Source organism: Pseudofrankia coriaricola, from assembly GCF_001854805.1.
In the GTDB taxonomy this organism is placed as follows: domain Bacteria; phylum Actinomycetota; class Actinomycetes; order Frankiales; family Frankiaceae; genus Pseudofrankia.
Genome location: NZ_MBLO01000119.1, coordinates 1 through 11,652, shown reverse-complemented (window position 1 = coordinate 11,652; position 11,652 = coordinate 1). Strand labels below are relative to the sequence as shown.

The window sequence follows — 11,652 nt, the reverse complement described above, 5'->3', positions numbered from 1 at the left end:
CTATCAAATTGACTCCCGCGGCGACTTCGCGTCGAATCGCGCGCTGACGCCGAGGTGTTCATGGTTCTGGCGAGCGAGGCACTCAACCGGAATGCCAACGCATCGAAGAAGGCGACCGAGCGGGCCCGTGCCGCTGGCGAGACCCGTCCGGCCGCCCTATACGCGGCGGGCGCCAAGGCTTATCTCATGGATATCTGGAAGACGCGCGAGATATCGCGGGTAATGCTAGGCGATGACGGGCCGCCCGGCTATGCGAACGTGTACCGGGAGGCCGGCGTGAAGTTCATGCATGGCGCTAGGGGGCTGACGTTCGGTAACCCGCCGCTGCCCAATTTGACTGCCTGTGCTGTCACCGCACTCGTGCATGCCGGGGCGCTGCAGATCGTCGAGGCTGACGGCCGAGGTACCGCCACGAAGATCGCGGACTATTTCACCGGCCTCATCCTCCGCCTGGCTAACAGCGAGGAGTGATGCGCAGGGGACCGTCCCCACGCACCGTCTCCCGTTCGTGCCGTGCTAACGCCCAAGCGCCGCCGCACGGCTGGCGTATTTCCGTCCTCGTTGGAGCCGGCGTCCTCATGGCGCGCACTGCGACGGCTAGGGCCGCCTGTTGGCGAAGATGAACGACCCGGCGTTCGAGAACATGCCCCCGACCCCGTGGACGAACCCGACCTCCACCCCGGGCACCTGCGCGGCAGCCTCGCCGCGCACCTGGCGGATCGACTCCTGCAACGCGAACATGCCGTACATACCGGTGTGGGTGTAGGACAGGCCGCCGCCGTTGGTGTTCATCGGCAGGCGCCCGCCTGGCGACGTGTGCCCCTCGGCCACGAATGCCCCGGACTCGCCAGGCCCGACGAATCCCAGATCCTCCAGACCGTAGAGCGGCACGTGCGCGAACGCGTCGTACACCATGAGGTGGTCGATGTCAGACGGGGTCAGACCCGCTTCGGCGAACGCCATCGCGCCGGCGTCGCGGAACGCGCGGGAACTGGTGAAGTCGCTCATCTGCGAAACGATCGTATGCTCTGAGCTCTCCCCGGAACCGAGGATGTACACCGGCCGAGCGCCCAAGTCCGCCGCGCGCTCCGTGGAGGTCACGACAATCGCGCCGCCGCCGTCGGTGACCAGGCAGCACTCGAGGATGTGGAACGGATAGGCGATCATCTTCGACTCGAGCACGTCGTCGACTGTGATCGGTTCGCGTTTGAACGCCCGGGGATTCAACGCGGCCCACTTACGCTGGGCGACCGCCACGGAAGCCAGTTGCTCGTGGCTGATGCCCTTTTCCTTCATGAAGCGGAGCACGGGAACCGTGAACATCGTGGCGAAGCCGGCAACGCCGTAGGGCGCCTCGAACTGGCCCAGTGGCCCGCTCGCGGAGAAACTGAACGGCGAGCTCCCGACCCCGGACCTGCCGGACTGGCCGTGCGAGATCAGTACCGTGGTGGCCATACCCGACACGATCGCCGCGGCGGCATGGCGTAGATGCAGGAAATACGAACAGCCACCGACGCTGGTGGTGTCGACCCACCGGGGTCGGATACCGAGGGTGTGCGCGATCTCGCCGGGGTACGCCCCGGTGCTGGCGACCCCGTCGATGTCCCCGGCGGTCAACCCGGCGTCTTTGAGGGCTCGGATCGAGGCGTCGATGTTGAGCTGGAGGTCCGACATGTCCGGGATGACCCCGAGGCGATCGCTCTCGGCTGCGCCGACGATCGCGACTTCACCCGGCTTCATGCGGCCACCGCCGGCTCGAAGACGGGCAGCGCCATGCCGTCGCGCTGTTCGAAGGTGACCCGCAGCGCCATGTCGAGGATCAGGTTCTCCGGTGTGTTCTCGATGCCGACGATGTTGGTCATCATCCTGGGCCCCTCCTCCAGTTCGACCACCGCGAGCGCATAAGGAGCACGGTCCTCGAATCCCGGCGCCGGACGGTGGACGATGTTGTACGAATAGAGCGTCGCGTTCCCTGATGCCTTCACCCATTCCACCGCGCCGCCGGTGACGAACGGCGAGTAGTCGCGTGGGTAGAAGAAGTACCTGCCCGTGGTGACACAACGCTGGATCCACAGCTCACCGGCCGCGGCGCCATCCCAGAAACGCTGTGTCTCCGGGGTCGGCCGGGGTAGTGGTTTCGACATCAGACCTCACTCGTTCTCAGTTGGCGATATTCGAGCTAGCGATATGGGGGCAGGAACACGACGTCGAGCGGCCCGCCTGTCCGCACTGTTCCCTCGGCGACCAGCTCGTCGATGTGCGCCTTCTCGTAACCGGCGGCAGCGAGCAGCTCATGACTGTGCTCGCCGAGCCCCGGCGCCTTCAGCTGGTTTGTCTGCGGGGTACCGCTGAAGGACGCCAGCCTGCTGACGGCCGCGAAGCGGGCACCGCTTCGAACTGTCTCCCAGCCCAGCACACCTTGCTCGTGCAGCAGCGGATCGTGGATGACCTCCGAGAACCGTCGCGCCGGTACCGCTGCCACGTGGGCCGCGGTCAACCTGCGCAACGCCTCCGCGACGGTCAATGGCAACAGAACACGGGAAATCTCCGTCGCCGCGTCAGCCGCCAATTCGGCGGCTGTCACGTCGAGCCCCGCATCCCGCCAGGCCGCACTGTCGACCTCGTCGGTCTGGATCCGCACGAATCCGTCGGTGACGCGGTAGATGCGGTCGGTCGCGGTGGGGCCGGGAAAGTCGCGGCCACCGAAGCGTCCGGGTGATCGTTCCGGATAGTCGGCCAGGTCAGGGCCCTGCAGGACCGTCGCGGCAGCGGCCAGCGAGGTCGACACGTGCTGGGCCTGCCCGGTGCGGTCGCGGTGCAGCAGCGCGACGACGGTGGCGAAAGCGCCGAGTACCGCCGCCGTGTAATCGTTGGGTGGCAGCGAGTAGGTGACGGGAACGTCATCTCCGCCCTGCGCCAGCATCATCCCGGAGGCCGCCTGCAGCACCGTGTCGTAACCGGGCTTACCGGCAAGCGGCCCCTTCTCCCCGTAGGCGGTGACCGCCACCGTCAGCACCTCGGGGTTCAAGGCGGCCAGCTGGTCGTGACCGATCCCGAGCCGGTCCATCACCCCCAGCCGGAAGTTGTTGAGAACCACGTCGCAACCACCCAACACTGCGCGAACCGCGTCGACTCCCTCAGGCCGCCGCAAGTCGACCGACAGGCTTCTCGTCCCGCGGTTGCCACTGAATCCCTGCAGCCGCCATGGATCGCCTTGCAGCGGCTCGACCTTGATCACGTCGATGCCCAGTTCGGCGAGCAGGCACGCAGCGTACGGGCCCGCGACATACGAACCGAACGAAGCCATCCGAATACCGGCCAGCGGACCCCCCGACATCGGAGGAGAGACCTTGCCAGACCCACGCGAGACCGTCGACGGGCCCAGCCACCGAAGCTCACCGACCGGTATGGCCGCCGACGCCGGAGCCACCCGCGCCGGCGTGAGTTCCGAGGTCACCGGCGCTCCCGGCATCACCACCGGCCCCAACACGGGGTCGATCACCTCGACCCGCTGACCACTGACAACGACCTGTTCACCGCCGAACCACTCGGCCCGCTCGAACAAGGGAGTCACCGGCACTCCGGCGGACTCGAACAGGTCGATCCAGTGGTCCGCCGGCCTCGTCGCATAGAGCCTTTCGAAATAGTCGATCACCCACTGGCTGTTGTCCATATGCCACAGACGTTCAAGCTCGCCCCCGACACGGGAATCTTCGAGGAGATGATCGGCCCCGGTCAGCTTGATCACCAGCGCACCGAATTTCGGGCCGAGGCCTCCGATGTAGAACCAGCGGCCGTCCGATCCCTGATAGCGCGTATACATCGGGTTCAGCCCGCCTGGACCGACCGCGCGGTTCGGGTCCGGCTCACCGACCGGACGGGCATAGGCACCACCACCGAAAACGTTAGCCGCGTGCAGACCGTCGACGACCACAGTTTGCCCCGAACCCCAGCGCTGACGCGCAATGAGGGCGGAAACGGTGCACGTGGCAGCCCAGGCCCCTTGCACGTAGGTGAGATACGGATAGACGGCGTCGACCGGCGCACCGGAGAACGAGGCCTGATAACTGGCCAGGCCACTGATCGCGTGAAGCAACTCCGGAGACTCTCCCCCACCGAACCAGGGCGCACCACTATTGGCATACGGCGGAGTCAGAACGACAATCCGTTCCTCGGTTTCGGTCGCCTCATCGAGGCCAGCCCTGGTCAGCGCTTGGCGATCATCAGCAGCGATGACATCGCTGCCTTTCGCCAGACCCAACACGCTCGCGCGGTCGCTCGCCGATACCGGATCGACGAGCGCTAGCCGCTTCCCCCGGTTAAGGACCAGCCAATCCGAAGACAGAGAGCGACGACTTAACCGCGGGTCCCTCGGAATCGTCTTGACGGTGTCAGCCCCGAAATCGGCGAGCAGGCTGACCGCAAACGAACCCGCTCTGCTTGATGTCAGGTCGAGCACCCTGATCCCGGCCAGGGCGGTCATCGCTGGGACCGGACGTAAGTCGACATTCCTTCTCCTCACAGATCGGCACTTCGGTCAACATTGATAGAACCGTACTAGAACGCTGCTCTACTGTCAACAGCCTGACGACGACGGGTTCTCGTTGCAGCAAAAGGCTGAGGGCGGCCAAGCCCACTGCAAGATCGTCCGGTCGACTAGAGGGCCGTGATTTGTTGGATTGGTTGGTGGCGCGGTGGCCCGGGCCAATTGTCCCCGGCGTCCGCTCATCGAGCTTCGTGCTTCGAAATGCCTATTCGTGGAGAACGAACTCACCATTGCTCAGGAGCACCTCACCGTTGTCCCGCCTTACGACGAAGCTCACCTCCTCTCCGCCCTGCCAGGCATCGATGCGCAACGTGTCACCGGGGAACGCCGGTCGGCTGAACCTCCCGCTCAACGAGACGAACCGCTGCGGGTCCGAACCGGCGTACTCGGCCAAGAGCTTGCGGCCGACCACTCCGTAGGTACAAAGACCGTGCAGGATGGGCCGGTCGAAACCGGCCCGCGCGGCGAATTCCGGGTCGAAGTGAAGCGGGTTGTTGTCGCCGGAGAGCCGGTAGAACAACGCCTGGTCGGGCCGAGTCGCCACCCGCAGCACGCGATCCGGCGCCCCGTCGATGTTTTTCGGTCTGCTCGACGGACCGCGCTCGCCGCCCCAGCCGCCGATGCCACGAAAGAACATAGCTTGTGTCGACCGGCAATACGGTTCTCCGCCGTCCACGTCGGCGATCTCGGACACGGTCTCGATGACGGTGGCATTGCCCTTGTCCCACACCGCCGTGATCTCGGCGGTGATCACGACGGTCGCCTCGGTCGGGAACGGCCTCAGCTGTTCATATTTCTGCTCACCGTGCAGCATCGTCCCGGGGTCGACCGCATCCCCGAGGACCTCGAGCAGGCTCCCAACCCCTACGCGGCCGCCTGCGAGTACTCCGAACGTGGGGTAGACAACCTGCTGGCGCCCACCGAGGGAGTAAGTCGTAAACTCCAACTCCCGCAGCGGATCTTCCTGGCCGGCGCCGATGCCCAGGGCATAGAGGGCACAGTCACGGCTGTCCCAACTTCCGGGCAACGGCCCAAGTTTCACGCCGACCAGATCAGCATTGATTTTCACGAAGAATCACCTTGTCCCATATCGCCGATTCCCTCCTGTCTCCGTCCGCGCTCATCCCGCTGTTGTAGGTGATGGCGACGTGGTCGCTGACCTCGGCGCCGGTGACGGCGCTGCCCATCGCCTCGACGATGCCGGCTCCTTCGTGCCCGAATACGGCGGGGTGAGTGCGGCTCCGGCGGCGCCACACAGCGCCGAGTCGGCATGGCCAACCTCGGTGCCGGTGATCTTGACCAACCCGTCATTGTCAGCCCGCTCGCCGAGCTGCACTCGCTCGACTAGAAGTCCTGGCCGCGCTGATGACCGTGGCTGCGAGTCTCTTGGTCTGCTGCAAGGACTCGACACGACCGCCTCCTCCGATCGTCGCTGCTGCCGACTAGTGCACGATACTAGAATCATGCTCTAGCGCAAGAGTCTGCGCTCCACCCTCGGCGCTTTGGTTGTGGGGGTTGACTGATCGGCACCGACGGCCGTAGCGAGCAGGTCGCCGGTGCCGCAGGCACCTCGACGGGCGCGGTGATATCGTCGGGAGCCGAGCAGGACGGCGCCGAACATACCGGCGCCGTCCATGACCCACACCCAGTGAGCCCGCAGCCGGCGATGATCGCATCGTCGGTACTGCGATCAAATGGGCCTTACAACCGACGACTTGGCCGCGCGGGACTTGCGGACATGACTGGCCCCCGGATCAACAGTGGAGATCACCCGGACCGGGGCGATGTTCTGGGCGACCGGCGGCTCACCCGGCGGGCTGAAGGCATGACCGTAACAACGCTTGCTGATCAGCGCCTCCGCGCCGGACACCGTCCGGCCAACCCGGCGGATCGCTCCGAGCAGCTGGGTCACCGCGTCCTGGGCGACGACGGCGTACTCGAGCGCGGCCGAGTCCAACGCCCGCCGCGTCTTCCCGGCCAGCAGCTCCGGTCGCGGCCACTACCTGCACCACACCGTCCACCGGAGATCGAACGTAAGCGTGGCGATCACGGCGGATCGGACAAGCAATGCGATCACCCGCAGCACAACCTTCGAGGCAGCCACGACACCCAACCTCGCAAGCTTTTCAGGCGTCCTTTGACATTCCCGGCGCCCCGACGCCGCGCCTGATACGCTCTAAAACGCGCTTCTGGAACAGTCAGAGGCCGTGCGGAGTTCGAGGGGGCCTACCGTGGGAGTTCGCCAAGATGTCTGAGCCCGATCTGAGCCTCGAGCTTCCCCGGGAGGTGAGCGTCCTCCGGGCGAAGAGGGCCCGGCGGCGGCCTAAGTCGGCCGATACCGAACGCGCGATCCTCGACGCGGCCGGGGTTCTATTCAGCGAGCAGGGTTATGAAGGCACCAGCATCAACGACATCGTCAAGCTGTCCGGAGTGAGCGTCGGGAGCATCTACCATCGGTTCGGCGGCAAGGCCGAGGTGTTCATGGCCCTGGCGGACCAAATACTGATGAGGCATGCCGCCGCATCGAGGGAGGCGACCGAGCAGGCACGCGCCGCCGGCGAGACCCGGTCGGCTGCCCTTTACGTGGCAGGCGCCAAGGCGCATCTCATGGATGGCTGGAGGATGCGAAGGATCTCCCGGATCGTGCTGGGCAACGACGGGCCGCCCGGTTTTGCGAGCGCGCGGCGGGAGGCAGAATCAAGGTTCATGCATGGTGCTCGGGGCCTGACGATTCGCAAACCGCCTCTGCCCAATTCGAGTGCCGTTGCTGTCACCAGTCTCGTGCACGCTGCCGCATTGCAGATGGTGGAGGTCGACGACGAGCTCACGGCGACGAAGATCGCGGACTACTTCCTGGACCTAATCCTCCAGCTGGAAGACCGGTAGGATTGATGCGCGGGGCGGTGCCGCAGGCTCATGCTAGTTTTTGATCACCCCCATGCCATGCTAACCATCCTGGTGGAGGCGGCAGGGAGTCGGAACGACTCCGGGGTGAGTTATCGGGGTTCGTTGCCGATGTGGCCGGCCTGCTGGACGGGCGGCTCAGGCCGATGGCCAATCGTCCCCCGAAGGGAACGTGCAGGCCGTGTCGCAGTTTGTCAACCGGCCACCGACGCCGCGTCGCCCTGCCCACCGGAGTAGGAGCTGTTCCTGCCCCGAACAGGCGGACCAGGGAACCCGGCGGCGGTCAACGCGCTAGGCCGTTTCTCGTGGATCAAGGTTGCTGGATAGTCTTCGTGATCCATGGTTGGTCGGCATGAGATCACCGACGTCGCGTGGGCGCGGATCGCGCCGCTGTTGCCGAAGAACCCGCCTCGGGGCGGGCGCTGGTCGGACCATCGCAAGATCCTCAACGGGATCCTGTTCCGGGAACGTACGGGTGTGCCCTGGCCGGACCTGCCGGAGCGGTATGGGCCGTGGCAGACGGTCTACAACCGGTTCCGTCGCTGGTCGCTGGATGGCACCTGGGACCGGATCCTGGAACACGTCGTGGTCAAGAACGACTCGGTCGGCGCGGTCGTGTGGGAGGTGTCGATCGACTCGTCGATCGTGCGTGCCCACCAGCACGCCGCCGGTGCCCCGCACGCTGTCCCGAAGGATCAAAAGGGGACGGTCCGATCAACGGACACACCCGGGAGACCGCCCAGGAAACGGAGGCCCTCGGCCGGTCGAGAGGCGGACTGACGAGCAAGATCCACGCCGCGGTGGACGGGAAGGGCCGCCCTCTGTCGGTGGTGCTCACCGCCGGACAGGTCAACGACTCGACCCGGTTCGTGCAGGTCATGGACAGTATCCGGGCGCGGCGCGAGTGTCCGGGCCGGCCACGGACCCGGCCCGATCATGTGCTCGCGGACAAGGGATACAGCTCGAAGGCGATCCGCGAGGAGCTGCGTCGACGCAACATCGGCCACACGATCCCCGAACGCGACGACCAGAAGGCCAACCGCAAACGGCGCGGGTCCGCGGGCGGACGGCCACCCGCGTTCGACCGGGAGCGGTACAAGCACCGCAACGTCGTCGAGAGGAGCAAGCCCCGGTGCTGTCATAGCCATGGCTGTTCGACATCGTCGCCGGTTCCTTCCTTGTTGATGTTGTCGATGCGGGCTGCCTGATTGGTCAGCCAGGGGCGGCGGTTGTGCTGGCCTCGGGGGACCTGGTGCAGGGTGCGGAGGCGTTCGACCTCGTCGGGGTCGGCGCGCACGACGGTCAGCCGGGCCTGGGGGTGGAGGTATCCGCTGGCCCAGCCGCGGCGGACCCAGGCGTCGAGGGTGATCGCGGACATGCCGAGGTATTCGGCCAGGTCCCGCAGCCACCATTCGTGGTCGTCCAGCTTGGGGCGGGCGTGGCGGGCTGGGGTGCGGATCCGCTGGATGCCCAGGGCCCGCAGCAGGTCGTTGACCGCGTCGGGCGTGAAGACCGCGCTGCGTTTGGGTGGGCGAAGGCCCTCGGTGTTGAGGCGTTCGGCGATCTGCCCGGTGGTGTGCCCCGTCTCGACCAGTTCGCGGGCCCGGGCGGCGAGCTGGGGGTAGTAGCTGAGCTGGGTCAGGCAGGCGACCGGGCGGACGATCTGGCTGCGGGTGTGGTGCCCGCCCGCCCAGACGACCTCGACCTGGACCTTCTCGGTGGTGTCGACCACGGCGACGCGGACCTGTTCGATCAGCTGCCGGAGCAGCTGCTTGCGGTCGGCGTCGGTGGTGCTGGGCGCGTGCCAGATACCGGGGACGTCGGCGGCCAGCGCGCGGATCTGGTCGCGTTCGGCGGCGGTCAGGGTGCGCGGGCGGGTAGTGGCGAACCGGTCGTACTGTTCGCCGAGGCGTTCTCGTTCGGCGAGTGCGGCTTCCCAGTCGGCTTCCAGCTGGCGCACGACGAGGCGGTTTTCCGGTTCGGCCAGCTGGTACTGGCGCCGGGCCCGGTCTGCCTGGTAGTCGGCGCGTTCCAGCCGCTGCCGCCAGATCCGGTCCACCTGTGCCCGGCGCTGTTCGACCTGGTCGGCCGCGGTGAGGGAGACTTCCAACGCGGCCGGCCTCAGCGCGGCCAGAAGCAGGCCGGTCACGTGCGCGTCCGCGCAGTCCCCGGCCAGTTGCTGACACTGCCCGGTGCCGTAGTTCTTGTCCCGGGCGCACACGTAGGACGGGTGCAGCCGTCCCCCGGGCCCGCGCTGGTAGCGCACCGTCATCCTCGCCCCGCAGCGGGCGCAGACCACCAGCCCGGCCAGCAGGGCCGGGCCGTCGCGCACCGCGCCCGGACTCGCCGCCTGGGACTGGTTGGCCTGCATCCGCTGCATGTTCCGCTCGTACTGCTCGACGCTGATATAGGACGGCAGCACCCCTGGCAGGCAGACGGTCCACTCTGCCCGCTCGGTGCGCACCCGCCCGGTGAACGGTCTACCCGCCTGCCGCCGTCTTGGGTCCAGCCTGCTGCGGCCGTAGACGTAGATGCCCGCGTAGGCCGGGTTGCGCAGCATGTTGTGCACCGCCGCCCGGCTGGGCCGCCGCCAGTCCACCTGCCCACGCCCGGGCCCCGCCCGCTGCCGTATCCCGACCTGGATGCCGTTGTCGGCCAGGAAACACAGCACCGCGTTCACCGTCCCGAACCGCTCGAACAGGTCGAAGACCAGCCGGACCACCGCCTGGACCTGCTCGTCCGGGTCCCGGACCACCTCGCCCGACTCCCGGCGCACGAACCCGATCGGCAACGGCACCGCCAACTCGCCGCGCCGGGCCTTGGCCAACCGCCCGGACCACATCCGCTGCTTGATCAGATACAGCTCGGCCTCGCTGATCGTGCCCTTGAGCCCCAGCAGCAACCGGTCGTTGTGCTCGGCCGGGTCATAGACCCCGTCCAGGTCGGCCAGCAGGGTTCCCGACAGGGCACACAGCTCCAGAAGCTGATGCCACTCCCGGCCGGACCGGGCCAGCCGGGACATCTCCAGGCCCACCACGATCCCCACGTGATCCAGCCCGACCTCGAAGACCAACCGGGCGAACCCCGGCCGGGCCTGCGCACCCGAGGCCGAACACCCGAGATCCTCATCGATCACCAGCACCCGCGACCGCGCCCACCCCAACCCGACCGCCCGCTCGACCAACCCGTACTGCAACCGGGTCGACTCCTGATGATCAGCAACCTGCTCGGCGGTCGACTGACGCACATACACCGCAACCAGACGATCACGATGCCACGGCTGGACCTTGCCACCCGCACGCTCCCGCGCCTCAGCCGCGACGCTCGGCCCGCTCATCGCCACACCGTCCGCTCTCCGGTGCCGGCAGCGCCGTCATCCGCTCCACCAGCAGACCCAGCAGACCCAGCAGACGCCGCACCGCCTCCCGGTTCACCTCCGGGAACGCCTCCCACGACGGCACAGCCGCGTCCACCAGCGCCACGATCACCCCCGTGCTCCCCGTCACCCCGCCCCTCCCGCAGCCGCCGAACCGCCGCGACCAGCGCCAACAGGCCATCAACCCCAACCACGAAGGCGTTCCCCGCCCCCGACTCACCTATGTGCGCAGTGCGGCTTGCTCCTTGAACGGTTCTTCAACCGGCTCAAACAGTGGCGCGCCCTGGCGACCCGCTACACCAAGCGCGCCCACTACTTCCGCAACGAGATCACGATCGCCGCGATCTTCACCTGGCTCAATGATCCACGAGAAATGGCCTAGTGTCTCGTGATTCCGTTTCCTTTATTTACCATTGTTGTCGACCAACTTCTTGATGTTGGTCTGGACCAGTTTGACCTTGGCGAGGATCTCGTCGGCGGTCGCGGTCCAGACGAACGGCTCCGCGTCGGCGTTCCAGTAGGCGATGTAGTCCTGGATCTGCTTGATAAGGACTTTTACGGAGCTGAACGTGCCACGCCGGATCGACTGGCGCGTGATGATACCGAACCAGGTCTCGACCTGGTTGATCCAGGACGAGCCTTTGGGGGTGAAGTGGAAGTGGATGTGGGGGTTCTTCGCCAGCCACTTCTCGACGTCGGGCGTGGTGTGCGTGGAGAGGTTGTCCACGACGATGTGGATCTCCTTGCCCGCGTGCGGTGCGACCGCCTTGCGCAGGAAGGCCAGGAAGTTCTCGCCGTCCTTACTGGGCCGGCACTCGCCGAAGAC

The 11,652-nt window shown here is 66.8% G+C and carries 12 protein-coding genes and 1 pseudogene; 4 read left to right on the top strand and 9 right to left on the bottom strand.

Annotated elements, in window-relative coordinates; genetic code table 11:
• Positions 1 to 60 precede the first annotated feature (60 nt).
• Complete coding sequence (locus BCD48_RS17715; protein WP_131804028.1) at positions 61 to 471, top strand: hypothetical protein; 411 nt, start codon at positions 61 to 63, stop codon at positions 469 to 471.
• Positions 472 to 597: 126 nt separating this feature from the next.
• Here the strand turns inward: BCD48_RS17715 and BCD48_RS17710 are convergent, their stop codons facing one another.
• From BCD48_RS17710 to BCD48_RS17690, 6 genes are all read right to left on the bottom strand, one after another.
• Positions 598 to 1,740, bottom strand: coding sequence for a thiolase C-terminal domain-containing protein (locus tag BCD48_RS17710; RefSeq protein WP_071049524.1), 1,143 nt, complete (start codon positions 1,738 to 1,740; stop codon positions 598 to 600).
• The gene (locus tag BCD48_RS17705; protein WP_071049522.1) at positions 1,737 to 2,144 is read right to left on the bottom strand and encodes a Zn-ribbon domain-containing OB-fold protein; all 408 of its coding nucleotides are present in this window, start codon (positions 2,142 to 2,144) and stop codon (positions 1,737 to 1,739) included. The genes BCD48_RS17710 and BCD48_RS17705 overlap by 4 nt, the downstream gene beginning before the upstream one ends.
• A gap of 35 nt (positions 2,145 to 2,179) precedes the next feature.
• A complete protein-coding gene (locus BCD48_RS17700; protein ID WP_083418802.1) occupies positions 2,180 to 4,483 on the bottom strand; it encodes a CoA transferase in 2,304 nt (767 codons plus the stop codon).
• Positions 4,484 to 4,751: 268 nt separating this feature from the next.
• On the bottom strand, positions 4,752 to 5,615 hold the full coding sequence (locus BCD48_RS17695; RefSeq protein ID WP_071049517.1) for a MaoC/PaaZ C-terminal domain-containing protein: 864 nt from the start codon (positions 5,613 to 5,615) through the stop codon (positions 4,752 to 4,754).
• Positions 5,599 to 5,802 carry an alcohol dehydrogenase catalytic domain-containing protein gene (locus tag BCD48_RS46580; RefSeq protein WP_083418801.1) on the bottom strand — a complete coding sequence of 68 codons (204 nt, stop codon included), beginning with the start codon at positions 5,800 to 5,802 and terminating at the stop codon, positions 5,599 to 5,601. The genes BCD48_RS17695 and BCD48_RS46580 overlap by 17 nt, the downstream gene beginning before the upstream one ends.
• 434 nt (positions 5,803 to 6,236) lie before the next feature.
• Positions 6,237 to 6,503: a hypothetical protein gene (locus tag BCD48_RS17690; RefSeq protein WP_071049516.1), complete on the bottom strand. Its 267-nt coding sequence runs from the start codon at positions 6,501 to 6,503 to the stop codon at positions 6,237 to 6,239.
• 290 nt (positions 6,504 to 6,793) lie between these two features.
• Between BCD48_RS17690 and BCD48_RS17685 the strand changes: the two genes are divergently transcribed.
• Both BCD48_RS17685 and BCD48_RS53775 read left to right on the top strand, forming a co-directional pair.
• Positions 6,794 to 7,432, top strand: coding sequence for a TetR/AcrR family transcriptional regulator (locus tag BCD48_RS17685; protein ID WP_071049515.1), 639 nt, complete (start codon positions 6,794 to 6,796; stop codon positions 7,430 to 7,432).
• 357 nt (positions 7,433 to 7,789) lie between these two features.
• Positions 7,790 to 8,610: pseudogene (locus BCD48_RS53775) on the top strand (IS5 family transposase); the annotation flags it as partial.
• Here BCD48_RS53775 and BCD48_RS17675 read toward each other — a convergent pair.
• Together BCD48_RS17675 and BCD48_RS50700 are read right to left on the bottom strand one after the other, a co-directional pair.
• Positions 8,589 to 10,787, bottom strand: a complete 2,199-nt coding sequence (locus BCD48_RS17675) for a recombinase family protein (protein ID WP_071049512.1) — start codon at positions 10,785 to 10,787, stop codon at positions 8,589 to 8,591. The pseudogene BCD48_RS53775 and the gene BCD48_RS17675 sit on opposite strands and share 22 nt — an antisense overlap.
• A complete protein-coding gene (locus BCD48_RS50700) occupies positions 10,762 to 10,956 on the bottom strand; it encodes a hypothetical protein (RefSeq protein WP_131804027.1) in 195 nt (64 codons plus the stop codon). Before BCD48_RS50700 ends, BCD48_RS17675 begins: the two co-directional genes overlap by 26 nt.
• A gap of 108 nt (positions 10,957 to 11,064) precedes the next feature.
• On the opposite strand from BCD48_RS50700, the gene BCD48_RS51345 reads away from it, so the two are divergent.
• On the top strand, positions 11,065 to 11,208 hold the full coding sequence (locus tag BCD48_RS51345) for a transposase (RefSeq protein ID WP_157910518.1): 144 nt from the start codon (positions 11,065 to 11,067) through the stop codon (positions 11,206 to 11,208).
• 21 nt (positions 11,209 to 11,229) lie between these two features.
• On the opposite strand, the gene BCD48_RS17670 is transcribed toward BCD48_RS51345, so the two are convergent.
• A partial coding sequence (locus BCD48_RS17670) for a transposase (RefSeq protein WP_198543288.1) occupies positions 11,230 to 11,652 on the bottom strand: 423 nt, incomplete at its 5' end.